Annotated in this window: 19 protein-coding genes; 16 read left to right on the top strand and 3 right to left on the bottom strand. The window is 71.7% G+C overall.

Annotation, left to right across the window (positions count from 1 at the left end; genetic code table 11):
- Positions 1 to 353 precede the first annotated feature (353 nt).
- From RM788_RS15950 to RM788_RS15940, 3 genes are read right to left on the bottom strand one after another with little or no spacing between them, the layout of a single operon-like run.
- Positions 354 to 2,795: a transglutaminase TgpA family protein gene (locus RM788_RS15950; RefSeq protein WP_315932457.1), complete on the bottom strand. Its 2,442-nt coding sequence runs from the start codon at positions 2,793 to 2,795 to the stop codon at positions 354 to 356.
- The gene (locus RM788_RS15945; RefSeq protein ID WP_315932456.1) at positions 2,795 to 4,060 is read right to left on the bottom strand and encodes a DUF58 domain-containing protein; all 1,266 of its coding nucleotides are present in this window, start codon (positions 4,058 to 4,060) and stop codon (positions 2,795 to 2,797) included. Before RM788_RS15945 ends, RM788_RS15950 begins: the two co-directional genes overlap by 1 nt.
- 1 nt (position 4,061) lies before the next feature.
- Positions 4,062 to 5,162: an AAA family ATPase gene (locus tag RM788_RS15940; RefSeq protein WP_399343675.1), complete on the bottom strand. Its 1,101-nt coding sequence runs from the start codon at positions 5,160 to 5,162 to the stop codon at positions 4,062 to 4,064.
- A gap of 475 nt (positions 5,163 to 5,637) precedes the next feature.
- On the opposite strand from RM788_RS15940, the gene mraZ reads away from it, so the two are divergent.
- From mraZ to RM788_RS15860, 16 genes are all read left to right on the top strand, one after another.
- Entirely contained in the window at positions 5,638 to 6,069 is a 432-nt protein-coding gene (mraZ, locus tag RM788_RS15935) for a division/cell wall cluster transcriptional repressor MraZ (protein WP_315932455.1), read from the top strand.
- Between the two features lie 170 nt (positions 6,070 to 6,239).
- Positions 6,240 to 7,196: a 16S rRNA (cytosine(1402)-N(4))-methyltransferase RsmH gene (gene rsmH, locus RM788_RS15930; RefSeq protein WP_315932454.1), complete on the top strand. Its 957-nt coding sequence runs from the start codon at positions 6,240 to 6,242 to the stop codon at positions 7,194 to 7,196.
- A complete protein-coding gene (locus tag RM788_RS15925; RefSeq protein ID WP_315932453.1) occupies positions 7,193 to 7,861 on the top strand; it encodes a cell division protein FtsL in 669 nt (222 codons plus the stop codon). The genes rsmH and RM788_RS15925 overlap by 4 nt, the downstream gene beginning before the upstream one ends.
- Positions 7,862 to 7,863: 2 nt before the next feature.
- Positions 7,864 to 9,759 (top strand): peptidoglycan D,D-transpeptidase FtsI family protein, encoded by a 1,896-nt coding sequence (locus RM788_RS15920; RefSeq protein WP_315932452.1) that lies wholly within the window; start codon positions 7,864 to 7,866, stop codon positions 9,757 to 9,759.
- A gap of 376 nt (positions 9,760 to 10,135) precedes the next feature.
- Positions 10,136 to 11,677, top strand: a complete 1,542-nt coding sequence (locus RM788_RS15915; protein ID WP_315932451.1) for a UDP-N-acetylmuramoyl-L-alanyl-D-glutamate--2,6-diaminopimelate ligase — start codon at positions 10,136 to 10,138, stop codon at positions 11,675 to 11,677.
- Positions 11,674 to 13,173 (top strand): UDP-N-acetylmuramoyl-tripeptide--D-alanyl-D-alanine ligase, encoded by a 1,500-nt coding sequence (gene murF / locus RM788_RS15910; protein WP_315932450.1) that lies wholly within the window; start codon positions 11,674 to 11,676, stop codon positions 13,171 to 13,173. Before RM788_RS15915 ends, murF begins: the two co-directional genes overlap by 4 nt.
- Positions 13,170 to 14,258, top strand: coding sequence for a phospho-N-acetylmuramoyl-pentapeptide-transferase (gene mraY, locus RM788_RS15905; protein WP_315932449.1), 1,089 nt, complete (start codon positions 13,170 to 13,172; stop codon positions 14,256 to 14,258). Before murF ends, mraY begins: the two co-directional genes overlap by 4 nt.
- Before the next feature lie 7 nt (positions 14,259 to 14,265).
- Entirely contained in the window at positions 14,266 to 15,639 is a 1,374-nt protein-coding gene (gene murD, locus RM788_RS15900; protein WP_315932448.1) for a UDP-N-acetylmuramoyl-L-alanine--D-glutamate ligase, read from the top strand.
- A 184-nt stretch (positions 15,640 to 15,823) separates the two neighbouring features.
- Complete coding sequence (ftsW, locus tag RM788_RS15895) at positions 15,824 to 17,284, top strand: putative lipid II flippase FtsW (RefSeq protein WP_399343667.1); 1,461 nt, start codon at positions 15,824 to 15,826, stop codon at positions 17,282 to 17,284.
- A gap of 205 nt (positions 17,285 to 17,489) precedes the next feature.
- Positions 17,490 to 18,602 carry an undecaprenyldiphospho-muramoylpentapeptide beta-N-acetylglucosaminyltransferase gene (murG, locus tag RM788_RS15890; protein WP_399343664.1) on the top strand — a complete coding sequence of 371 codons (1,113 nt, stop codon included), beginning with the start codon at positions 17,490 to 17,492 and terminating at the stop codon, positions 18,600 to 18,602.
- Between the two features lie 44 nt (positions 18,603 to 18,646).
- Positions 18,647 to 19,996, top strand: coding sequence for a UDP-N-acetylmuramate--L-alanine ligase (gene murC, locus RM788_RS15885; protein WP_399345005.1), 1,350 nt, complete (start codon positions 18,647 to 18,649; stop codon positions 19,994 to 19,996).
- Entirely contained in the window at positions 19,993 to 20,760 is a 768-nt protein-coding gene (locus tag RM788_RS15880; RefSeq protein WP_315932445.1) for a cell division protein FtsQ/DivIB, read from the top strand. Before murC ends, RM788_RS15880 begins: the two co-directional genes overlap by 4 nt.
- Positions 20,761 to 20,819: 59 nt before the next feature.
- Positions 20,820 to 21,326 carry a DinB family protein gene (locus RM788_RS15875; protein WP_315932444.1) on the top strand — a complete coding sequence of 169 codons (507 nt, stop codon included), beginning with the start codon at positions 20,820 to 20,822 and terminating at the stop codon, positions 21,324 to 21,326.
- Between the two features lie 219 nt (positions 21,327 to 21,545).
- Positions 21,546 to 22,838, top strand: a complete 1,293-nt coding sequence (gene ftsZ / locus RM788_RS15870; RefSeq protein ID WP_315934641.1) for a cell division protein FtsZ — start codon at positions 21,546 to 21,548, stop codon at positions 22,836 to 22,838.
- Between the two features lie 436 nt (positions 22,839 to 23,274).
- On the top strand, positions 23,275 to 23,982 hold the full coding sequence (gene pgeF, locus RM788_RS15865) for a peptidoglycan editing factor PgeF (RefSeq protein WP_315932443.1): 708 nt from the start codon (positions 23,275 to 23,277) through the stop codon (positions 23,980 to 23,982).
- Positions 23,969 to 24,676: a YggS family pyridoxal phosphate-dependent enzyme gene (locus RM788_RS15860; protein ID WP_315932442.1), complete on the top strand. Its 708-nt coding sequence runs from the start codon at positions 23,969 to 23,971 to the stop codon at positions 24,674 to 24,676. Before pgeF ends, RM788_RS15860 begins: the two co-directional genes overlap by 14 nt.
- The last annotated feature ends 1 nt before the right edge of the window (position 24,677 follow it).

The following is a 24,677-nucleotide window of genomic DNA, read 5'->3' as shown; positions in this document are numbered from 1 at the left end:
GGTGTGCGCTGGCATCCGGTCTGGTTCGCGGCAGCTTGGCACGGGGCAGCGGTGGGCTTGTCCCTCGAAACCGGGTATCGGTGGCCGCCGTTCTCCGGGCGCGGCCGATTTGCCTTGGGGCCCCTCTTTTCGGCCCTCGGCGGTCTAAAAGGGCAGGTGGTGGTGCTCCTGCCCGCCGTCGAAAGTGCAGGGCCGAAAACCCCAAGTCAAATCGGCCGCACGAGGTGCGGGCACGCTCGGTTGGGTGCTCTTGGGCGCTTGCCGCTGTTGCGTCTGCCCGGTGTGCCGATGTCGCCCTCGTCAGGCTTTAGGTAGGCCCTGCGGAACTTCGATCGATGCGCTGGCCCAGCTGCTTAGTCCTCTAGCTCTTCCGGAGCTGTTGGTTGCAGCACAGACCGGGGTAGCACCCTGGCGCGTAGTGCCAGTGGGGCGTTGCGGTTCAGGCTTCGGCGGACGTCGTCCACTGCCTGCGGCAGTTGCGGGTCGGCTTCCGGGTGGCCGCTGTACCAGCTGCGTTCGATGGCGCCGACGACCGAGCGGAGGCCGTCCCTGCCCTGTTCGTCGAGGTTATGGGCGCGGGCCATGCGGCGGGCGGCTACGCGGACGGTTTCGGTGGCTGGGATGCGGGTGCCGCGGTCGACGGATTCGGCGAGGAGTTCTTCCCAGGCGGCGTTGGCGGCGTGGGCGCCGAGGGCGGCGATGGAGTGCAGGCGGTTGCGGCGGCGGACCGCGCGGATTCCGTACGGTGCTGCGGCGATGCCGATCAGGAACAGGGGCACGGCCAGCCACCAGGAGAACAGGGCGATGGCGAGCACGATGGTGAACGCCCAGCAGACGGCGGCGGCCGCGGCCGTGGCAGGGCGGGCCCAGGGTTGTTTGGACAAGGGGGCCAGGAACGGGGTGCCGTTCTGCATGAGGAGCAGCAGCGCGGTCAGGAGTGCGGCGAGGGCGGAGGCGACGATGAGGGTGATCCAGTGCCACCGCGGGGTGGCGTCGATCGGGGTGGCGTCGGCCAGGGCCTGGGCGTTGAGGTCGGCGGCGGAGGAGCTGGAGGTGGTGGTCTCCGCGGGGGCGGTGGTGGTCGTGGTGTCGCCCTCGTCGGGGAGCTGGGCTTCGCCGTCGGTGCCGGTGCCGCTGATGTAGGACGGGACGACGCCGCGGCCGTCGGTCAGCGGGGTGGGGTCGAAGGTGGTCCAGCCGTAGCCCGCGAAGTAGATCTCCACCCACGCGTGGGCGTCCAGGCTGGTGATCGTCTTGTAGTCGTCGGTCTTGTACCCGCTGGTGAAGCCGAGGGCGACGCGCGCCGGCAGACCGACGGTGCGGGCCATGACGGCCATGGCGGCGGAGTACTGCTGGCAGTAGCCGGTCTTGCCGTTGAACACGAAGTCGACGAGCGCGTCGGCGTTCGTGTCGCCCTCGGTCTTGGTCGAGTACTTGAAGCCCTGCGTGCCGTCGGTGAAGTACTTGTAGATCGCGGTGGCCTTGTCGAACTTGCTGCTGGTGCCCCGCGTGATCTGGTCGGCGAGCTGGCCGATGCTCGGGTCGATGCCGTCGACCTTGAAGTACACCGGGTCGACGCCCTCGGCGCTGCCGTTGGCGCGGCGCAGGTCGTCGGCCGACGGGTTGGCCAGCACGGTCTCCAGCGTGTACGGGTCGGCCTTGTGCTTGCGCGGGGTGTAGACCATGCCGCGCGTGGAGTCCCAGCGCCAGGTGTCGTCGGTGTTGCTGATCTTGCGCGGCTTGCCGTAGGTGGGCAGCCACACGTCGTTCCAGCCGACCGGGTCGATGTCGACGCGGGTGGTCTCGCCGCCGCCGGGGTCGCCGGGCTGCGGGGGCAGGTCGCCGCGGGCGGGGCTGCCCTCGGACAGGGCGCCGCCGACGGACCACTCGCCGTTGGCGGGGTCGTACTGCTGGAGCGTCATCGCCCGCAGGTACGCCGACTCGGGCAGGCCGCGGACGTGGAACAGCTCCTTGGTCTCGCCCTGGTTGAGCATCCCGCGCAGCTCGGTCAACGGCTTGAGGCCGAGGCCGTCCGCGCCACCGCCGACGGCGTTGCCCGCGCCGGGCAGCCTGCCGACCGTGCCGATCAGGGTGAACGTGGCCCCGGCGAACAGGGCGATCACCACGGCCATGCCCGCCACGGCGGTCGCGGCGCCGCCGGAGCTGCTGCCCCCGCCGCCGCTCATCCGCCCGCGCCACGCCTCGTGCCGGTGCTGGCCGTCGACGACCAGGAGCAGCGCGAACGCGGCCGCGCCCAGCACGAACGTCCACAGCGGCAGCATCTCGTCGGCCAGCGACGCGGGGACCGCGAACACGCACAGCAGCACGAGGCCGGACGCGGCGGGCGCGGCGGCACCGACGGCGAGCGTGTCGACGAGGACCGCGACCAGGCCGATGGCGAGCATGATCAGGCAGCGCATCGCGGGGCTGTCCGAGACCGGCGGGATGCCCGTCTGCACCTCGGTGATCGAGTTGCCCAGCACGGTCCACAGATCCTCGAGGGACTGGGGGCCGGGCAGCGCGACCAGCACGCCGGTGCGGGTGAAGATCGTGACCAGCAGGCAGACGAGCGTGAAGATCTGCCCGATGCCGACCAGGGGCGCGGGCAGCCGGAACGCGCGCAGCACCAGCCCGGTGCCGCTGACCACGGCGACCGCGACCAGCACGTAGAAGATCCACAGCCCGCCCGACACGACGCCCGAGAGCGCCGTCGCCGAGCACACCACCGCAAGAGCGGCGACGGCCGGTGTCACCGACGTCGTCCAGTTGCCCGACTCGACCGCTCGCCCCGCCATCAGCCCACCTCCGTGCGCACCACGGGGCCGCGGTTGCCCGCGCTGTGGCACAGCTCTTGCCAGACCTGGTTCATCGGGCTCGCGGGCTTGGCGATGGAGACGCCCCAGCCCGCGATGTGCAGCAACCGCTGCGCTTCCTCCACGTCCGGCGCCGGGTCCTCGGTCGGACCCGCCCACTCGGAGACGTCCAGCAGCACGGCCAGGCTGCGCATACCTCGGGGCCGGTAGCGGACCAGGCCGTCGATGACGGCCGGGGTGCACGCGCCGAGGACGGCGATGACCTCCTGGCCCGCGCCGGGGTCGATGCCCGCGGCCAGCTCACGGCGGTGCGAGGGTTGCAGCGCGGCCAGCGAGTCGAGCACCACAGCGTCGCTGTGGCCGCCGTCGCCGGAGCCGCCCGCGAGGACGCGGCCGTCCTCGGCGACCAGCTTGACCTGGTGGCCGAAGCGGTGCAGGTGCAGGCAGACGCTGGCGGTCAGCGACACGGCCCACTCGAGGCTGGCGCTGGGGCCGCTGCCCCGGTGCGCGGTGAGCCGGTGGTCGAGCAGCACGGTCGTGCCGCCGCGCCACGGCCGCTCCTCGACGCGCACCATCAACTGGTCGCGGCGGGCGGTCGAGCGCCAGTGCACCTTGCGCAGGTCGTCGCCGTGCCGGTACTCGCGGACGATCGCGTCGTCCTCGCCCTGGCCGCTGCGCAGCCGGATCGAGCCGTCGTCGCCCGCGCCCATGCCGGAGCCGCTGGGCAGGCCGTTCAACGAGGTCACCCTCGGCACCACGACCAGCCTGCTGCGGCCAGCGAGCTCGCGGTCGTACTCGACGAGCCCGAACGGGTCGGTGACCCGCGCCATCAGCGGGCCCACCTGCTGGATGCCGCGCATCACGGGCTTGAGGGGGTAGCGCAGGGCGGTGGCGGTGCTGCGCGGCAGCCGTTCCACCACGAAGCGGGGCCTGCTGCCGAGCGCGTACGGGACGCTGTCCTCCAGCAGCAGCCCGCCGGTGGGCAGCCTGCCGGTGCTGCGCAGCTCGACGCGCACCTCGGTGGCGGAGCCGACCGGGACGCGGCTGGGGTGCAGGAAGCGGGCCGCGTGCAGGCCGATCCTGGCCCTGGTCGCGAGCCACGCGGCCAGCAGCGGCAGCGCGACCACGAACGCCGACACGCGCAGCAGGTCGCGCTCGTTCAGGACCAGGGCGCACAGCCCGGCCGCGAAGCCCGCGGCGAGCAGGCAGCGGCCGCGGGTCGTCAGGCCGGAAAGTGCTCCTCGCATCTCAGCGGATCGTTCCCGCCTGCTGGTTGTACTGGCCGTTCGGCGTCGACTGCGGCACGGGAACCCGCTGGATCAGCGCGCGGACGAGGTCGGCGGGCGAGCGCCGGGCCGCCTGCGCCTCGGCGGTGAGCACCAGCCGGTGGGCCAGCACGGGCACCGCGACGGCGTGGATGTCGTCCGGGACGACGAAGTCGCGGCCCGCCAGCGCGGCCTGCGCGCGAGCGGCGCGGACCAGGTGCAGCGTGGACCGCGGCGAGGCGCCCAGCCGCAGCTCGGTGAGCCTGCGGGTGGCCGACACCATCTCGACGGCGTACTTGCGGATCTCCTGCGACAGGTGCACCCGGCGGACCGTCTGCACCAGCTTCAGGATCTGCGCGGCGTCGGACACCGGGCGCAGGTCGTCCATCGGGTTGTTGCCCGCGTGCTCGTCGACCATGGCCAGCTCGGCGGCCGGGTCCGGGTACCCGATGGAGACGCGCGCGGTGAACCGGTCGCGCTGGGCCTCCGGGAGGGCGTAGGTGCCCTCCATCTCGATCGGGTTCTGGGTGGCGATCACCATGAACGGCGCACCGAGGGGGTAGGTCTTGCCGTCGACGGTGACCTGGTGCTCCTCCATGCACTCCAGCAGCGCGGACTGGGTCTTGGGGGAGGCGCGGTTGATCTCGTCGCCGACCACGATGTTCGCGAACACCGGGCCGGGCCGGAACTCGAACTCGTTGCCCTGCCGGTTGTAGATCGACGAGCCGGTGATGTCGCTGGGCAGCAGGTCCGGGGTGAACTGGATGCGGCTGACCGTGCAGTCGATCGACCGGGCGAGCGCCTTGGCCAGCGACGTCTTGCCGACGCCCGGCACGTCCTCCACGAGCAGGTGGCCCTCGGCGAGCAGGGCGACCAGGGAGACCCGGACGACGTCCGGCTTGCCGACGAGGACCTTCTCCACGTTGGCGGCGATCCGCTGGACCGCCGTGTGCAGTTCGCCCAGCACGTCGTCAGGTCGTGTGCTGGAGGGGTGGGCGGCGCCGGACACCGCGGCGTTCACGGCCTGCGCGCCCTGCCCGAACGTGCGGTCCGGTAGTGCTGCTGGCTGGGTACTCGGGGTCACTCGACCTCCTGGAGCGGGGCTGCCCGCGACCGGTGCACGGAATGGGCAAGCGTTTCACGCAGTGTGTCAAACCGGGGCGAAGTGCCCTACCCCCGATTCGGCAGGGACCTGACGCTGGGTAGGACGTGCGGGGCACCACGACGGTTCATCTTCCCCTGCCTCCACCTTCCCCCACCGCCGCCTCCACTTTCCCCCACCACGGGGGTCGAAGAGGCCGTTTCGGGCCGTTTCGTTAGTCCGTCCGAGTGGCAAAACGGGCCTTTCGAGTCACTCTGGGAGGTGGTGGTCGGCTTCGTCCCCCACCTCGCCGCCACCTCGCCGCAACGCTCCTACCTGCGGAAACGTATCACGACCCCCTTCGGAAACACGCGTTTCAGCGTTGACTGTGGTGAAAAGTGGGGTACTGTGGCGCCCGGTGGGGCTGACGGGGGCTCCACTGCCGGTCGGAATCGGTCGGCAGGGAGGTGGAGGTGCCATGTTCCTCGGCACGCACCTCCCCAGGCTGGACGACAAGGGTCGGCTGACGCTGCCCGCGAAGTTCAGGGACGCGCTAGCGGGGGGTGTCATGGTCACCAAGGGCCAGGACCACTGCCTCTTCGTGTTCCCCCGTGCCGAGTTCGAGGAGATGGCCACCAAGGTCGCGAGCGCCTCGTTCACCAACGAGTCCGTTCGCGCCTACCAGCGCTACCTCTTCGCCAGCACGGACGAGCAGCGGCCGGACGGCCAGGGCCGCATCTCGATCGTCCAGGAGCTGCGCAACTACGCCGGGCTGACCAAGGAGTGCGCCGTCATCGGCGCGGTCAACCGGTTGGAGATCTGGGACTCCCTGGCCTGGCAGCGCTACCTCGAGGCACATGAGGGCAGCTACGCCGAAGCGCGGGAGGAGGTCCTCCCTGGTGTCTTCTGATCGGCCGTGAGTTGCACGACGTGGTTCGGGTGCCGTGAGGCCTCGGTCCGCTCGGCTTTCGGCCCTGGCGCACCTTCCCCGGCGCCAGGTTCGACGGGCGGGCGGGGACCTGACGACACCCGACCTCCACGTTGTGGCGGTCCTTCACGAAGCAAGGGAGGGGGCTTGAGATGGCGGAGCGACCACGGCACGTCCCAGTGCTGCTGAACCGCGTCCTCGAGCTGCTCGCCCCAGCGGTGGCCGACCGGCCCGCGGTGGTGGTGGACGCGACCCTCGGTCTCGGCGGTCACGCGGAGGCCCTGCTCAAGGCGCATCCGCAGTTGACGCTGATCGGCCTGGACCGCGACCCGCAGGCCATCGAGCTGTCGGCCAAGCGGCTCGCGGACTTCGGCGACCGCGTCAAGTTCGTCAACGCCACCTACGACCGCATCGCGGAAGCCGTCGACGACCTCGGCTTCCCACGCGTCGACGGCGTCCTGATGGACCTCGGCGTCTCCTCGCTCCAGCTGGACGCGGAGGACCGCGGGTTCGCCTACTCCAGGGATTCCCCGCTCGACATGAGGATGAGCGCGGGCACCGGCCAGACGGCGGCGGACGTGCTGAACACCTACCCGCCCGGCGACCTGGTCCGGATCCTGCGCGACTACGGCGAGGAGCGGTTCGCCAAGAAGATCGTCGGCTCGGTGGTGCGCGAACGCGAACGCGAGCCGTTCACCACGAGCGGGCGGCTCGTCGAGCTGCTGTACGCAGCGGTGCCCGCGGCGACCCGGCGCACCGGCGGCCACCCGGCCAAGCGGACGTTCCAGGCGCTGCGCATCGAGGTCAACGAGGAGCTGGAGTCGCTGCGGCTCGCGCTCCCCGCCGCGCTGTCGGTGCTGGGGATGGGCGGCCGGATCGTCGTCGAGGCCTACCAGTCGCTGGAGGACCGGATGGTGAAGCGCGCGATCGCCGAGCTGTCCGTGTCGCGCAGCCCGCAGGGGCTGCCGGTGGAGCTGCCGGGCTACGGGCCCGAGTTCAAGCTCGTCACCAAGGGTGCCGAGCTGGCGAACGAGCAGGAGATCGAGGAGAACCCGCGGGCCGCCCCGGTGCGCCTGCGGTCCGCGGAACGGATCAAGGAGGCGTCATGACCGCACCGGCACGAGTGGGCGGCGCCTCGCCGGATCCGCGACCCCGGCCCCGGCAGGAGAAGCCCCGCGAGCGCGCGCTCAAGGCCGTTCCGCAGTCGGCGGGTTCCGCGCGCTCCCGGTCCGCCGCGACCGAGCGCGCCTACGCCCGCCGCGCCCAGCGCAACCAGAACCTGCGCGGTGGCGCGAGCACGCCGCAGCGCGCGGCCAACCCGGTGGCCAAGGCGCCGTTCGTGATCATGGTGATGGTGGTCCTGATCGGTGGCCTCGCCGCGATCATGTGGCTGTCCACCCAGGCCGCCGCGGACTCCTACCGGCTCCAGGAAGCGCACAACGAGGCCACGCGGCTGTCGCTGCGGGTCGAGCAGCTGCGCCAGGAGGTCGCGCTCGCCGAGTCGCCGACCAAGCTGGCCGAGGCCGCGGCGAAGCTCGGGCTGGTGCTCGCGGGCGACCCGGCGAAGCTCAAGCAGCTCCCGGACGGCTCGGTCGAGGTCTACGGGAAGCCGTCCGCGGTCGAGGCGCCCGCGCCCCCGCCGCCCCCGGCCCCCTCGACGCCCGCCGCGTCCTCCACGGCTCCGGCCGCCTCGACCGCGCCGCCGTCCTCGGCGCAAACGCCCGCAGACCAGCAGAACCAACAGCAGCCGCCGCCAGTGGTGCCAGGAGGTTAGTCATGCCGGGGCCCAGCAGCGGCAGGCAAGCGCGACGTCCGCTGTCGGTACGGGCTGCGCGCCCGGCCAAGCGGCGCGGAGCCAACCACCGCGTCCGCCTCACCGTCGGCAGGCTGCTGCTCGTCGGCGCCCTGCTGCTCGCGGGGATCAGATTGGTGCAGGTGCAGGGCTTCGAGGCGGCCGCGCTGTCGCTCAAGGCCGAGCAGCAGCGCGCCACCCCGCAGGACATCCCCGCCGAGCGCGGCGCCATCACCGACCGCAACGGCAACCAGCTCGCGTTCAGCATCGAGGCGCGGTCGCTCTACGCCGTGCCGCAGCTGATGCGCAAGAACTGGGCCGAGGACCTCGCGAAGAACCCGAAGCTGGGCAGCTTCGAGGACCGGGTCAAGGCGATCGCCGCGGTGTTCCAGCAGGTGCTGGGCACCGAGGTGGACGGTCGGAAGACCGACGAGAAGACCATCGCCGACCTGCTGCTCCAGGACACCACCTACATCGAGCTCGCGGACAACGTGGAGCCGGAGAAGGCCGCGGCGATCCGCAAGCAGTTCAACGAGATCGGCTCCGAGTACCGGGCCGTGCGGGTCTACCCGAACGGCAAGCTGGCGTCGAACATCGTGGGCGCGGCGAACTGGCGCAAGGACATGCAGCCCGCCGCGACGCACGGCCAGCTCGGGCTGGAGAGCTCCCAGGACTACCTGCTCGCGGGCAGCAACGGCCGCCGCGTGGTGGACACCATCCAGGGCGGCGACATCGTGATCCCCGGCCCGGACCGCGACCGCGAGCTGGAACCGGCGACACCGGGCAAGAGCCTCGAGCTGACGCTCGACATCGACACGCAGTACGTCGTGCAGAACATGGTCACCGACTACACGGCCAAGAGCGGCGCCAAGAGCGGCTCGGTGGTGGTGATGGACAGCAAGACCGGCGACATCCTGGCGATGGCGAACGACCAGACGTTCGACCCGCGCGACTTCGGCAAGGCGACCGAGGACGAGAAGCGCAACATCGCGGTCACGTCGGTGTTCGAGCCGGGCTCGGTGAACAAGATCGTCACCGCGGCGGGCGCGATCGAGGACGGCCTGTACAAGCCGGACGAGGTCATCACGGTGCCGGGCAGCATCCAGGTCGCCGACCGCCGGATCAACGACGCCTGGGTGCACGGCGACCTCGACATGACGTTCACCGGCGTGTTCGCCAAGTCCTCCAACGTCGGCACGCTGATGGCCGCGCAGAAGATCGGTCCGGACAAGTACGCCGAGCTGCTGCGCAAGTTCGGGCTCGGCAAGCGCACCGGGTCGGGGCTGACCGGCGAGGAGGCGGGCCTGGTGCCGCCGCGCAACCAGTGGTCGGGCTCCACGTTCGGCAACCTGCCGATCGGCCAGGGCCTGAGCATGACGCTGCTCCAGATGACCGGGATGTACCAGACGATCGCGAACGACGGCCTCCGCGTCCCGCCGCGCATCATCCGGGCGGAGGTCGACGACAAGGGCGCCCGCAAGGAGACCGACAAGCCGGAGAGCGTCCGCGTGGTGACCCCGGAGACGGCGAAGACGGTGCGCGAGATGTTCCGCGCCGTCGTGCAGGACGCGCCGGGCCAGACCGGCACCGGCAAGTCCGCCGCGCTGTCGGGCTACCAGATCGCGGGCAAGACCGGCACCGCGCAGCAGATCGACGAGACCGGCCGCTACAGCAACTCGCTGTACTGGATCACCTTCGCGGGGATCCTGCCCGCGGACAACCCGCGCTACGTCGTCGGCATCATGCTCGACGGTCCGAACGGCACGCCGTTCAGCGGCTCGGCCGCCCCGCTGTTCCACGACATCGCGTCCTACCTGTCCCAGCGCTTCCAGGTGCCGCTGTCGGCGGAGCAGTCCCCGGTGGTCACCCTCACGCCGTGACACGGGACGTGATCTGCGTTCCAGCGAACGCCGGGGAGCGCCGTGCGGACCGCTCGGTCCACCGGGTGCCCGGCGGTGACCGGATTCCCCGGATCGAGGGGTTCCCGGTCCAATCCGGACACTAGGCCGAATGGCTTGTCCACCGGAACCCGGTGGGTGGGTCGGACGTCCGATGTGTTGTGGTGCCGGGGTTGTCGGTCGTGGCCGACCTCGCGGCGGTCGGTGGGCCAGTGGTCCGGCGGCGTTGTTTCCGGTCTGGACGAAGGCCTGTCCACCTTGGACCACGGAACGGTCGGAGAGTTCGATCTTGCCTGATCATCCCCCGAACGCGCATGCGCCGGTCGGACACGCTCCGTGCGCCGGTAGCCTTCCGCGCGTGCCTGCCAAGCTCCAGGGCAAGGTCGCGACCGCCCCGCCTCGCCCTTCCCGCATCCAGCCTGTCGCCGTGTCCGAGCTCGCCTCGGTCGTCGACGCGCACCTGACCACGCCCACCTACGCCCACGTGCGGGTGAGCGGCGCGACGCTGCGCGCCCAGCACGTGGTGCCCGGAGACCTGTTCGCCGCCTTGCCCGGCGCGCGGGCGCACGGCGCCGACTTCGTCGAGGGAGCGCTGGCCGCGGGTGCCGCCGCCGTCCTCACGGACGCGGACGGCGCCGAACGGCCCGCCCTGCGCGACGCCCGCGTTCCGGTGCTGGTGCACCCGGACCCGCGCGGCGTGCTCGGCCTGCTGGCCGCCCACGTCTACGGCTACCCGTCCACGAAGCTCGCCGTCTGGGGCATCACCGGCACGTCCGGCAAGACGACGACCAGCTACCTGGTCGAGTCCGCGCTGCGCGCCGCGGGCCACCGCACCGGCCTCATCGGCACGGTCGAGACCCGCATCGCCGGTGAACGCCTGGACAGCGCGTTCACCACCCCCGAAGCGCCCGACCTCCAGGCGCTGCTCGCCGTCATGGTCGAGCGCGAGGTGCTCGACGTCGTGATGGAGGTGTCCAGCCACGCCCTCGACCTCGGTCGGGTCGCGGGCACCGAGTTCGCCATCGGCGCGTTCACCAACCTGTCGCAGGACCACCTGGACTTCCACCCGGACATGGAGGACTACTTCCGGGCGAAGGCGCAGCTGTTCGACGGCCGCGCCCGCACCGAGGTCGTCTGCGTGGACGGCGAGTGGGGCCGCAGGCTGGTCACGCCGGACACCATCACCGTGGCCATGACGACCGACGCCGCCTGGACCTCGGGCGAGGTGGCCGTCACGCCGACCGGCGAGCAGTCGTTCACCGCGCACGGCCCGGACGGCGTCGAGCTGCCGATCGCGCTGCGGCTGCCCGGCACGTTCAACGTCGCCAACGCCCTGCTGGCCATCGGCTGCCTGCACGCCGCGGGCGTGGCGACCGCGGACATCCAGGAGGGCCTCGCGGCCGTCCAGGTGCCCGGTCGGATGCAGCGCGTCGACGAGGGCCAGGCGTTCACCGCCGTCGTCGACTACTCGCACAAGCCCGCCGCCGTCGCGCTGGCGCTCGACGCCGTGCGCAAGCAGGTCGAGGGCCGGGTGATCGTCGTGCTCGGCTGCGGCGGCGACCGCGACACGGCCAAGCGCCCGCTGATGGGCGAGGAGGCCACCCGGCGCAGCGACCTGCTGGTCGTGACCGACGACAACCCGCGCAGCGAGGACCCGGCCGCGATCCGGGCGGCCATGCTGGCGGGGGCGCTCGCGGTGCCCGACGCCGAGCGTGGTGAGGTCGTGGAGATCGGCGACCGCGGTGCCGCGATCCGGCACGCCGTCGCGCACGCCCGTCCCGGCGACGTCGTCGTCATCGCGGGCAAGGGGCACGAGACCGGCCAGGAGGTCGCGGGCGTGATCCAGCCGTTCTCGGACGTGGACGCGCTCGCCGACGCGATCAGGGGAGCCCGCAAGTGATCCAGCTCAGCCTCGCCGAGATCGCGGAGATCGTCGGTGGGACCTTGCACGTGCCCGAACACCTGCTCGTCGGGTCGAGCGCGGAGGCGTTCGCCGCCTCCACCGTCACCTCCTCCGTCGAGTTCGACACCCGCAGGATCGGACCCGGCAGCCTGTTCGTCGCGCTGCCCGGTGTCCGGGTCGACGGCCACGCGTTCGCCGCGGCCGCCGTCGAGGCCGGGGCGGTCGGCGTGCTGGCCGCCCGCGAGGTCGACGCCCCCGCGGTGGTCGTGCCGCCGGTCGACGACGCGCACAGCCGCTCGGTGGCGCTGACCGGCGACACCGACGGCTCCGGCGCCGCCGTGCTGGCCGCGCTGGCGAAGCTGGCCCGGTACGTGACGGACCGGCTGTCCGCCGAGGGCCTCGTCGTCGTCGGCGTCACCGGCTCGTCCGGCAAGACGTCCACCAAGGACCTCATCGCCCACCTGCTCGAACACCTCGGCACGACGGTCGCGCCGCCCGGCTCGTTCAACAACGAGCTGGGCCACCCGTGGACCGTGCTGCGCGCGACGGAGGACACCCGGCACCTGGTGCTGGAGCTGTCCGCCCGCGGTCCCGGCCACATCGCCGCGCTGTGCCGCACCGCGCCGCCGCGCATCGGCGTCGTGCTCAACGTCGGCACCGCGCACATGAGCGAGTTCGGCTCGCAGGAGGCCGTGGCGAAGACCAAGGGCGAACTGGTCGAGGAGCTGCCCGAAGACGGCGTGGCGATCCTCAACCTGGACGACCCCCTGGTCACCGCGATGGCTTCCCGCACCAAGGCGCGCGTCGTGCGCTTCGGCCAGCAGTCGGCGGCCGACGTGCGGGCGGAGGGCGTCGAGCTGGACGACCAGGCCCGCCCCCGGTTCACGCTGGTGACGGCCAAGGGCAGCGCGCCGGTCGAACTCGGCCTGCACGGCGCCCACCACGTCGGCAACGCGCTGGCCGCCGCCGCCGTCGCGCTGGAGCTGGGCGCGTCGGTGGAGCAGGTCGCCGAATGGCTTTCCACCGCCCAGCGGCGGTCCGACCGCCGCATGGAGGTCACCACCCGTCCCGACGGCGTGACGGTGCTCAACGACTCCTTCAACGCCAACCCGGAGTCGATGGGCGTCGCGCTGAAGACCCTCGCCACCATGGCGCGCGCGGGCAAGCCGAGGCGACGCGCCTGGGCCGTGCTCGGCGTCATGGGGGAGCTGGGGGACAACACCGTCTCCGCGCACGACGAGATCGGGCGCTTGGCGGTCCGCTTGGACATCAGTCGTTTGGTTGTGGTCGGCGAGCAGGCGAGGCCGATGCACCAGGGCGCGAACCTCGAGGGTTCGTGGGGAGAGGAGTCGGTGCTGGTGCCGGACGTCGAGGCGGCGATCGCGCTACTGCGCGAGGAGCTGCGGGGAGATGACGTTGTGCTGGTGAAGGCATCGAAGGCCGCCGCGTTGTGGCGGGTCGCGGACGCGCTGCTGGAGGCTGGGACCAAGTGAAGAGCATCCTGATCGCGGCGGCCATCGCGCTGCTCGTGTCGATCATGCTGACCCCGTACCTGATCAAGGTCTTCTCCCGGCAGGGATTCGGCCAGGAGATCAGGGAAGAGGGCCCGCAGAGCCACAAGACCAAGCGCGGCACGCCCACCATGGGTGGTGTGGCGATCCTGATCGCGATGTGGGCCGGCTACCTCGGCGCGCACGCGGTGAACGCCATGTCGGACTCCGCGCAGGGCCAGACGCCCAGCGCGTCCGGCCTGCTGGTGCTGATGCTGACGACGTCGCTCGGCCTCGTCGGCTTCCTCGACGACTTCATCAAGATCCGCAAGCAGCGCAACCTGGGGCTGAACAAGACCGCGAAGCTGGTCGGCCAGTTCGTCGCGACCATCTTGTTCGCGGTGCTGGTCATGCGGTTCGCGAACCGCGAGGGCATCACGCCCGCGTCGGTGAACCTGTCGTTCGTCCGCGACATCTCCGTGGTGTCGTTCGGCGTCGTCGGCTTCGTGGTGTTCTGCTACGCCGCGATCACCGCCTGGTCCAACGCCGTGAACCTGACCGACGGCCTCGACGGCCTCGCGGGCGGCAGCTCGGCGATGGTGTTCGGCACCTACGTGGTGATCAGCTTCTGGCAGTTCCGCTACAACTGCTCCACCTCGCCGCTCGCGGGCTGCTACGACGTGCGCGACCCGCTGGACCTCGCGCTCGTGGCCGCGGCCGCGATGGCGGGCTGCATCGGCTTCCTGTGGTGGAACGCGGCCCCGGCCAAGATCTTCATGGGCGACACCGGTTCCCTCGCGCTCGGCGGCCTGGTGGCGGGTCTGTCCATCGCCACCCGCACCGAGCTGCTGATGGTCGTCATCGGCGGCCTGTTCGTCGTCGAGGCGCTGTCGGTGGTGCTCCAGGTCGCGGTCTTCCGCACGTCGCGGCGACGGCTCTTCCGGATGGCGCCGTTCCACCACCACTTCGAACTCGCGGGATGGGCGGAAACCACGGTCATCATCAGGTTCTGGCTGCTGGCCGGGATCTGCTGCATGCTCGGTCTCGGCCTGTTCTACAGCGAGTGGCTGACCGCGGTCGGGAGCTGAGGATCCGGTGACCACCTTCCTGGACGGCAAGCACGTCCTGGTGGCGGGAGCGGGCGTGACCGGCCGCTCCGCCGCCGAGGCCCTGCTGGCGGCGGGCGCGCAGGTGACCGTGACCGACGGTTCGGCCGACCGGCTGCTGGCGTTGGAGACGCTGCTGTCCGGCGTCGCGCTGGTGCCCGGCCTCACCGAACCGCCGCAGGGCACCGACCTGGTGGTCACCAGCCCCGGCTGGCGGCCGGAGAGCCCGCTGCTCGCCGCCGCCGCGGCCGCGGGCGTCGAGGTCATCGGCGAGGTCGAGCTGGCCTGGCGGATGGCCGCCGAGCTGGCCGACCCGCCGGTGTGGCTCGCGGTCACCGGCACCAACGGCAAGACGACGACCGTGGGGATGCTGGAGTCGATCCTGCGCACCGCGGGCATCGACGCGGTGGCGTGCGGCAACGTCGGGCTGCCCGTCGTGGACGCGCTCCTCGCGGGCCACCGGGTGCTGGCCGTGGAGCTGTCGAGCTTCCAGCTCTACTGGTCGCCGTCGGTCCGCCCGCTCGCCGGCGTGCTGCTGAACCTGGCCGAGGACCACCTCGACTGGCACGGCGGCATGACCGCCTACGCCGAGGCGAAGGCGCGCGTGCTGTCCGGCGACGTGGCCATCGGCGGCGTGGACGACCCGGTGGTCGCCGCGCTGCTCAAGGCCGCGCCCTCGGTGCGGCACATCGGGTTCACCCTCGACGAGCCCGTCGCGAACCAGTTGGGCGTCGTCGACGGCGTGCTGGTCGACCGGGCGTTCGGCGCCGACGAGCCGCTGATCGACGCCGACCTCGTCCGGCCCGCCGGTCCGCCCGGACTGGCCGACGCGCTGGCCGCCGCCGCGCTGGCCCGCGCGTACGGTGTGCCCGCGGCGTCCGTCCGCCAGGGCCTGCTGAACTTCCGGCCCGGCGCGCACCGCGCGGTGCTGGTCGCGGAGTCCGGCGGCATCGCCTACGTCAACGACTCCAAGGCCACCAACCCGCACGCGGCCACCGCCTCGCTGCGCTCGTACCCGAGCGTCGTGTGGCTGGCGGGCGGCCTGCTCAAGGGCGCGTCCGTGGACGACATGGTCGCCGCCGAGGCGCACCGGCTGCGCGGCGTGGTCCTGTTCGGCGAGGACCGCGAGATCATCGCCGCCGCGCTGGCCCGGTACGCGCCGAACGTGCCGTGCGCCGTGGTCGACTCCGTCGACGGCGACGCCATGGCCTCCGTCGTGCACGCGGCGGCGGAACTGGCCAGGCCCGGCGACACCGTGCTGCTGGCACCGGCCGCCGCGTCGATGGACATGTTCACCGACTACGCCCACCGCGGCCACGCGTTCACCGAAGCGGTGCTGGACCTGGTCGAGCACGAGCGCTGAGCCCGGTCGTGCGCCCGGCTGATGTGGGAACGGCGTGAGGTTCCGGTCCCGGATGGGGTCGAAATCCGGTCACCACTAGGATTTGGCGCATGATCGCCGTCGCGGACCTGCGACACGCAGCGCATGTCCGCCGGTCGACGCGTTCCGCGGGAGACCATGGGCGCATGACTGCGGTGGTGCGCGCGTGACGGTGGTGGACCGGCCCACGGCCGCGGTGAAAGCCGCGAAGCCGAAGCGCCGGGTGGTCGGGGTCAAGGGATCGCTGACGGCGTGGCTGAGCCGCCCGCTGGCCGATTTCCACCTGCTGCTGGCGATCTTCGGTCTGCTGACCGCGATCGGGCTGGTGATGGTGCTGTCCGCCTCGGTGCCCGGTGAGGTGGCCGTCGGGGCGTCCGCGTACTCGGTGTTCCAGAAGCAGCTGACCTACGTGGCCGTCGGCTCGGTGCTGTTCTGGGTGGCGATGCGGATCCCGCTGCGCCAGGTCCGGCACCTCAGCACGATGGCGATGCTCGTCTGCGTGCTGCTGCTTGTCCTGGTGCTCACGCCGCTGGGCACGGACATCAACGACACCCGCTCGTGGTTCGTGATCGGGCCGGTGTCGTTCCAACCCGTCGAGGCGGCGAAGCTCGCGCTCGCGCTGTGGGGCGCGCACGTGCTGGTGACCAAGCGCGCGCTGCTCAACCAGTACCGGCACCTGCTGGTCCCGGTGGTCCCGGTGGCGCTGGGTGTCTTCGCGCTCGTCATGCTCCAGCCCGACCTCGGCGGCACGATCACGCTCGGCGTGGTGCTGCTGAGCCTGCTCTGGTTCGTCGGCGCCCCGATGCGGGTGTTCGGCGTGCTGCTGCTGGGCGCGGTTGGCGGCGCGCTCGTGCTGGCGATCGGCGCGACCTACCGGCTCGCGCGCGTGCTGTCGTTCCTCGACCCGGAGGCGGACCCGCTCGGCGCCGGACTCCAGGCGCAGCAGGCGGAGTACGCGCTCGCCGAGGGCGGTCTGTTCGGCAAGGGGCTCGGCCAGGCCAGCTCCAAGTGGGACTACCTGCCCAACGTGCACAGCGACTTCATCTTCGCGGTGATCGGCGAGGAGCTCGGGTTCCTCGGCTGCGCCGTGGTCCTCGGCCTGTTCGCCATGCTCGCCGTGGTGGGGCTGCGGATCGCCGCGCGCAACACCGACCCGTGGATCCGGATGGTCGCCGCGACGCTGACGGTGTGGCTGGTCGCGCAGGCCGCGATCAACATCGGCTACGTCGTGCGGCTGCTGCCGGTCACCGGCATCACGCTCCCCATGATCTCCTCCGGCGGCACGTCCGTGGTGACCACCATGGTCGTGTTCGGACTCCTGGCCAGCTGCGCGCGGCACGAGCCGGAAGCGGTGTCCGCGTTGCGGCGCATCGGCCCCGGCCGGGTCGGCGGCGTGCTGAGGCTGGCCGCCCCCGAGGCGTACCGCCCGCCCGCCAAGCGCAAGCCGGTGCGCCCCTCGACGCCGCCGCGCGCGCCGGGCAGGCGGGCCGCCGCGCCGCAGCCGCCGGACGAACGGCGGATGGCGGGCAGGTCGGCGCCGCCGTCGGAGTACCGTCGCCGCGAATCGCGCAAGGCGACCCAGGACCGATCCGCCCGCAACCGTCGAACCGGTCGTGACGGGCGCTAGGGTCTGTTTCCCGGATCTCGTTCGATGGGAGTCGAGCCTGAGGTGGTTCTTGGCGGTGCGGGCGGATGGCCCGCGTACCGCTGTTGTACGTGGGCCATCCGGCCGTGCCCCCAGGGGCCGCGTCAGGCCCGGCTACCGCGAACACGGATCCGGGAAACAGGCCCTAGCAGCCACACCTTCGCGCAGTCGAACTAGGAGGAAACGAGTGACGGGGCAGGACCGGGTTCCCCAACGGGGCGGACCATGCGTGGTGGTCGCCGGTGGCGGCACCGCGGGGCACATCGAGCCCGCACTTGCCCTGGCCGACGCGGTCATGCGGCTGCGGCCGGACGCGCGGGTGATCGCGCTCGGCACCGAACGCGGCCTGGAGTCGAAGCTGGTGCCCGCCAGGGGTTACCAGCTGGAGCTCATCCCGCCGGTGCCGATGCCGCGCAAGCCGACGCCGGACCTGCTGAAGCTGCCGCTGAAGGTGCGCGACTCCGTGCGCCGCACCAGGGAGATCCTGGACCGGTACCACGCGGACGTCGTGGTCGGCTTCGGCGGTTACGTCTCGCTGCCCGCCTACCTCGCCGCCCGCGGCCGGGTGCCGATCGTGGTGCACGAGGCGAACGCGAAGGCGGGGCTGGCCAACAAGGTCGGCGCCAAGTTCGCCGCGCGCGTCGCCGCCGCCGTCCCGGACTCGGGGCTGGCCGACGCCGAGGTCATCGGCATCCCGCTGCGCCAGTCGATCACCGGGCTGAACCGGATGGCGCTGCGCGCGCAGGCCCGGCAGTTCTTCGGCCTGCACCCGCACGCCCCGACGCTGCTGGTGTTCGGCGGCTCGCAGGGCGCGCAGTCGCTCAACAAGGCCGTGTCCGGTGCCGCGTCGGCGTTCGCCTCGGCGGGCATCGGCGTGCTGCACGCGCACGGCCCCAAGAACACCCTCGCGGTGCAGTCGATGGCGGGAGGTCCGGCGTACGTCCCCGTTCCGTACCTGGAGCGGATGGACCTCGCCTACGCGGCGGCCGACGCGGTGCTGTGCCGCTCCGGCGCCATGACCGTGGCCGAGGTGTCCGCGGTCGGGCTGCCCGCCGTGTTCGTGCCGCTGCCGATCGGCAACGGCGAACAGGCCCTCAACGCCGGACCGGTGGTCTCGGCGGGCGGCGGACTGATGATCATGGACGCCGACCTGACCGCGGAGAGGGTCATCCGCGAGATCGTGCCGCTGATGGGCGACCGCGCCCGGTTGGCGGCGATGAGCAGCGCCACGCTCGGCACCGGCCGACGTGAAGCCGACGAAGTGCTGGCCAGGATGGTTCTCGAGGTGATCAACAAGTGAGCGCGCTGGAGCGGGTGCACCTGGTCGGCATCGGCGGAGCGGGCATGAGCGGCATCGCCCGCATCCTGCTCGCCCGCGGTGGCCGGGTGTCGGGGTCGGACGCCAAGGACTCGCGCACGGTGCTCGCGCTGCGCGCGCAGGGCGCCGTGGTCGCGGTCGGCCACGACGGCAAGAACCTGGACCAGCTCGACGGGGGTCCGACGGCGGTCGTGGTGTCCACGGCGATCCGCGAGGACAACCCGGAGCTGGTCGAGGCGCGCGAGCGGGGGGTCACGGTGCTGCGCCGGGCCGAGGCGCTGGCCGCGCTGATGCTCGACCACCGGGTCGCCTGCGTGGCCGGGACGCACGGCAAGACGTCGACCACGTCGATGCTCACGGTCGCTCTGCAACATTGCAGGATGGACCCGTCCTTCGCGATCGGTGGCGATCTGAACGAGTCCGGCGCGAACGCCCACCAGGGCACCGGCGGCGTGTTCGTGGCCGAGGCCGACGAGAGCGACGGCTCGTTCCTGTACTTCGCGCCCTCGGTGGCGGTGGTGACCAACGTCGAGGCCGACCACCTCGACCACCACGGCACCGTCGAGGCGTACGTGGCCGTGTTCGACTCGTTCCTGGAGCGCATCGAGCCCGACGGCGTCCTCATCGCCTGCGTCGACGACCCCGGCGCGGCCGCGCTGGTCGAGCGCGCGGGCAAGCTGGGCATCCGGGTCCGCCCGTACGGCCGCACCGCGAGCGGCAAGGGCTCCGCGAAGCTCGTCGGCTTCCGCCCCCACGGCGGCGGCGGGATGGCGACCGTGGAACTCGATGGCGACACCGTCGAGGTCGAAGTCGCCGTCCCCGGTGAGCACATGGCGGCCAACGCCCTCGCGGCGCTGCTCGCGGGCCTGGAGCTGGGCGCGGAACGCGACGGGCTCCTGGAGGGGCTGGCCGCGTTCGGCGGTGTCCGGCGGCGGTTCGAGTTCAAGGGCCGCGAGGCGGGCGTCCGCGTCTACGACGACTACGCCCACCACCCGACCGAGGTCGCCGCGCAGCTCACCGCCGCGCGCCCGATCGCGGGGGAGGGCAAGCTCGTCGTCGTGTTCCAGCCGCACCTGTACTCCCGCACCCGGACGTTCGCCGCCGAGTTCGGCACCGCGCTGGGCCTCGCGGACGAGGTCGTGGTGCTCGACGTCTACGGCGCCCGCGAGGACCCGGAGCCCGGTGTCACCGGCGGGCTGGTGGCCGAAGCCGTGCCGCTGCCGACCGGGCAGGTGCACTACGAGCCGTCGTTCGATCGTGTCCCCGCACTGGTCGCGGGGCTCGTCGGCGACGGCGACCTCGTGGTGACCATGGGCGCGGGCGACGTCACGATGCTCGGCCCGGAGATCGTGAGCGAGCTGGGGCAGAAGGCATGAGCACTCCGGTTCGCGGTCGGCCGCCCCGGACCGCCGGGACGACCTCGGCCGCGGACCGGGCCCGTGCCCGCCGCGCCCGCCGGGTGCCCGGCAGGGTCACCCGGCGCCAGGTGCGCCGCAGGCGGGCGGTGGCGCTGCTCGTGCTGCTGACCGTCGTCGGCCTGGTCGTCGGCGTGTTCTTCACCCCGATGCTGGGCGTGCGCGACGTCGACGTGCGCGGCGCCAAGGAGCTGACGGTCGACCAGGTCAGGGCCAAGGCCGACATCGAGCCCGGCTCGCCGATCGTGCGGGTCGACGTGCACGGCATCGCCGACCGCGTCCGCTCGCTGCCCCGCGTCGAGTCCGTCGAGGTCGCGCGGAGCCTGCCCGGCACCGTCCGGCTCACCATCGTGGAGCGCTCGCCGGTCGCCTTCGCGAGGTCCGCCGACGGGGTCCACCTCGTGGACGCCTCGGCGAAGGACTACGCGACCGTCGCCAACCCCCCGATCGGCCTGCCGGAGCTGCTCCTCGCGGTCGACGCCCAGCCCGCGCTGAAAGCGGCGGTCGGCGTCCTGACGCAGCTGCCGGACACGGTGAAGGCGGAGGTCCAGACGATCGCCGCGCAGACCGGCGCTGACGTGAAACTGGCCATGTCCGGTGGCCGCGAGGTGCGCTGGGGCAGCCTCGCCGACACCCAGCGCAAGGCCGCCGTGCTGGCCGTGCTGCTCACCAGGGAGGGTTCCGTGTTCGACGTGTCGAGCCCGGAACTGCCGACGGTGTCCTGAGGCAGGGTCGGCGGGGAACCGGGTCGTCGGCGTGACGACCGGACGCCGATAATTCGCGGATGAGCACCCCCGATCCGCGCTTCGACTTCCCGATGACCGGACCCGAACGCACGCAGCTGGCCGATTTCCTGGACTTCCAGCGGGCCACGATCGTGTACAAGTCGACGGGTCTCACGGAGGAGCAGGCGACCAGGTCCGTGCTGCCGTCGCCGCTGCTGACCGCGGGCGGAATCGTGAAGCATCTGAGGTGGGTGGAGGCGCACTGGTTCGAAACGGTGTTGCTCGGCAAGGTCGACGCGGCCCCGTACACCGAGTCCGATCCGGACGCGGACTGGCGCGTCGAGACGGGCGAGACGATCTCCCGATTGCTGAACGACTACGCTGCGCAGTGCGAAGTGAGTCGTGAGATCGTCGCGGGGCTGGAACTCGACCAAGAGGTTCCGTTCCGCGACGGAGGCACTGTTTCCGTGCGCTGGGTGTTGCTCCACATGGTCGAGGAGACCGGTCGGCACGCAGGGCACCTCGACGTCGTGCGCGAGCTGCTGGACGGTCTGACCGGCGAGTAGTGGTAGCGCACAGTGCTGATAGGTGTCGCGACCTACGGCGTGGCCGCTGGACTGTCGCATCCCTGGTGCATACCGTCCAGCAACAACATACGGGGTTGACACAACTCTGGACCTCTGGTTGAGGTCGAGGGTTTCAATCCGGGTGGAGGTCCTTCCGGGCTGACCCGGCGACCACCATCCCAGCTTATGAGCACGAACACGATCAGGAAGGCGGATCCGATGACGCCCCCGCACAACTACCTCGCGGTGATAAAGGTCGTCGGTATCGGTGGAGGCGGCGTGAACGCCGTCAACCGCATGATCGAGGTCGGGCTCAAGGGCGTCGAGTTCATCGCGGTCAACACCGATGCACAGGCACTGTTGATGTCCGACGCCGACGTCAAGCTGGACATCGGCCGCGAACTGACCCGCGGACTCGGCGCCGGGGCCAACCCCGACGTCGGCCACAAGGCCGCCGAAGACCACCGCGAAGAGATCGAAGAAGTCCTCAAGGGCGCCGACATGGTGTTCGTGACCGCGGGCGAGGGCGGCGGCACGGGCACCGGTGGCGCGCCCGTCATCGCGGCCATGGCCCGCAAGCAGGGCGCGCTGACCATCGGCGTGGTCACCCGGCCGTTCTCCTTCGAGGGGAAGCGGCGGGCCAAGCAGGCCGAAGAGGGCATCCAGCAGCTGCGCAACGAGTGCGACACGCTGATCGTGATCCCGAACGACCGGCTGCTCCAGCTCGGCGACATCGGCGTCAGCCTGATGGACGCGTTCCGCTCCGCGGACGAGGTGCTGCTGTCCGGTGTCCAGGGCATCACCGACCTGATCACCACCCCCGGTCTGATCAACCTGGACTTCGCCGACGTGAAGAGCGTCATGTCCGGAGCGGGTTCGGCCCTGATGGGCATCGGCTCCGCGCGCGGCGAGGGCCGAGCGGTGACCGCCGCGCAGAAGGCGATCAACTCGCCGCTGCTGGAGGCGTCGATGGAAGGCGCCCACGGGGTGCTGCTGTCGATCGCGGGCGGGTCGGACCTCGGGCTGTTCGAGATCAACGAGTCGGCCTCGCTGGTCCAGGAGGCCGCGCACCCCGACGCGAACATCATCTTCGGGACGGTGATCGACGACTCGCTCGGGGACGAGGTCCGGGTGACGGTGATCGCGGCCGGGTTCGACTCGGGTGGTCCGACGCACAAGAAGCTCGAACCGCAGGTGCTGAGCAGCCCGCAACGGGGAACGGTGGTGACGGGGCAGTCGGGGCAGGTCAACCCGCCCGCGCCGCAGCCCCCGGTCGACCAGGCACCGCCGCCGGTGCCGCCGCGGCCCACCGCGGTGCCGGTGCAGGCGCAGTCGCAGCCCGTGCAGAGCACGGGGTCGTTCCAGACGCCGCAGCCGACGATGCCGCGGACGTTCTCGCAGAGCAACCTGCCCAACCAGCACGGGTCTGGGTCGTCGTTGCCGAGTCGGCCGTTGCCGGTGACGGATGATCCGGACGATGAGGTGGATGTGCCGCCGTTCATGCGGCGGTAGGTGGGTTGGGTTTGGGTTTGGGTTTGGGTGAAGGGCCCCTCGCGGTGCGGGGGGTCTTTTGCGTTTGGTGGGTGGGGGCGGGGGTGGGGTGGGTTTTAGGGAAAGAGGGAAGCCCGGCCCCCGGTCGCGCGATTGTCTCAATGCCACACCCCAGTTTGTCAAGGCGGGAAAGATGCCTTGACAAACTGGGGTGTGGCAGGAGGGCGCTGTGTATCGGGGGCAGGGGGAGGTCTGGCTTCGCCGGCATCGGGCTGTGCCCGACAGGGCATCGGGCTCCGCCCGACGGGGCACCTCGCTGCGCGTCGGTAGGGCATCAGGCTGCGCCTGACGAAGCACCTCGCTGCGCGTCGGTGGGGGTGGGCGCTCCGCGCCGGATGCGAGGGGGCGGCTGCGCCGTTGTTGTGGGTGGTGGGGGGCTGCGTGGAAAGCTGTGGGGGTGCGTATTCGTCGAGTGCTGACCACCCGTGAAGGTGGCGTGTCCGTGCCGCCGTATGAGTCGTTCAACCTCGGTGATCATGTTGGGGATGATCCGGCGGCTGTCGAGGCGAATCGGAAGCGGCTGGCGTCCGGGATCGGGCTTGATGCCGAGCGGTTGGTGTGGATGGAGCAGGTGCACGGGCGGACGGTGACCGTGGTGGACGGGCCGTTGGGGGAGGCTGCTGAGGCGACGGACGCGCTGGTGACGGCTGAGGTGGGGTTGGCGTTGGTCGTGTTGACCGCCGACTGCGTGCCGGTACTGCTCGGTGATCCGGTGGCTGGCGTGATCGGGGCTGTGCACGCTGGGCGGGTCGGGGCGCGGGTCGGGGTGGTGCCCGCGGCCGTCAAGGCGATGGTGGGGTTGGGGGCGCGGGTTGAGCGGATCGAGGTGTTGCTCGGGCCTGCGGTGTGCGGGAAGTGCTACGAGGTGCCGGCGGCGATGATGGCCGACGTGGAGAAGCACCTGCCGGGTAGTGCTTCCAAGTCGCGTGCGGCGAAGCCCGCGCTGGACCTGCGGGCGGGGTTGTGGGCGCAGCTCGCGGGGCTGGGAGTGGGGAAGTTGGGGATGGATCCGCGGTGCACCTTCGAAGAGCGGACGTTGTTCAGCCACCGCCGTGAGCCCGGCACCGGTCGGTTGGGAGGGGTGATCTGGGTTGACCCGTCGTGACGAGCTGAGCGAGAACCTGCGTGAGGTGCGCGAACGCATCGCGGTGGCGTGCGGGGCCGTGGGGAGGTCGCCTGAGGACGTGGAGCTGCTGGCGGTCACGAAGACCTTCCCCGCGTCGGACGTGGCACTGCTGAGCGACCTGGGGCTGGTGGCGTTCGCGGAGAACCGGGACCAGGAGGCGTCGGCCAAGGTGGCGGAGTTCGCCGAGCTGCGGCCGGGGGCCTCCGCGTGCTGGCACATGGTCGGCAACGTGCAGCGGAACAAGGCCCGGTCGGTCGTGTCGTGGGCTGATCGGATGGACACCCTGGACTCGACGCGGCTGGCCGACGCGCTGGCGAAGGCGGTGGGCGGTCGGGGTGGGCCGTTGGAGGTGCTGATCCAGGTGAGCGTCGACGGCGATCCGGCCCGTGGCGGGTGTCCGGTGGACGACGTGGCGGCGCTGGCCGAGCATGTAGCACGATCGGGTGAACTCGATCTCCGGGGTGTGATGGCTGTCGCACCGTTGGAGATGAACCCCCTGGAGGCGTTTTCCGTGCTCCAAGCGGTGGTATCCCGCTTGCGCCGTGATCATCCCGCTGCGACTGTTGTTTCAGCGGGGATGAGCGGGGACCTGGAAGATGCGATAGCGCGCGGTTCGACCTGCGTGCGTGTCGGAACGGCGCTGCTGGGAGGCCGAACGCTAGCCTCGCCGTAAC

The sequence above is a fragment of the Umezawaea sp. Da 62-37 genome (assembly GCF_032460545.1).
Classification (GTDB): domain Bacteria; phylum Actinomycetota; class Actinomycetes; order Mycobacteriales; family Pseudonocardiaceae; genus Umezawaea.
Note: the sequence above shows the minus strand (reverse complement) of the source record. Positions and strands in the feature narration are given on the sequence as shown.

What these genes read in the sequence shown, in the direction of transcription:
- ftsZ (WP_315934641.1), top strand. Translation starts at nt 21,546, where the DNA reads ATGACGCCCCCGCACAACTACCTCGCGGTGATAAAGGTCGTCGGTATC.
- rsmH (WP_315932454.1), top strand. Translation starts at nt 6,240, where the DNA reads ATGGCGGAGCGACCACGGCACGTCCCAGTGCTGCTGAACCGCGTCCTC.
- RM788_RS15875 (WP_315932444.1), top strand. Translation starts at nt 20,820, where the DNA reads ATGAGCACCCCCGATCCGCGCTTCGACTTCCCGATGACCGGACCCGAA.
- RM788_RS15945 (WP_315932456.1), bottom strand. Translation starts at nt 4,060, where the DNA reads ATGCGAGGAGCACTTTCCGGCCTGACGACCCGCGGCCGCTGCCTGCTC.
- murC (WP_399345005.1), top strand. Translation starts at nt 18,647, where the DNA reads ATGAGCGGCATCGCCCGCATCCTGCTCGCCCGCGGTGGCCGGGTGTCG.
- RM788_RS15950 (WP_315932457.1), bottom strand. Translation starts at nt 2,795, where the DNA reads ATGGCGGGGCGAGCGGTCGAGTCGGGCAACTGGACGACGTCGGTGACA.
- RM788_RS15920 (WP_315932452.1), top strand. Translation starts at nt 7,864, where the DNA reads ATGCCGGGGCCCAGCAGCGGCAGGCAAGCGCGACGTCCGCTGTCGGTA.
- RM788_RS15880 (WP_315932445.1), top strand. Translation starts at nt 19,993, where the DNA reads ATGAGCACTCCGGTTCGCGGTCGGCCGCCCCGGACCGCCGGGACGACC.
- RM788_RS15925 (WP_315932453.1), top strand. Translation starts at nt 7,193, where the DNA reads ATGACCGCACCGGCACGAGTGGGCGGCGCCTCGCCGGATCCGCGACCC.
- mraZ (WP_315932455.1), top strand. Translation starts at nt 5,638, where the DNA reads ATGTTCCTCGGCACGCACCTCCCCAGGCTGGACGACAAGGGTCGGCTG.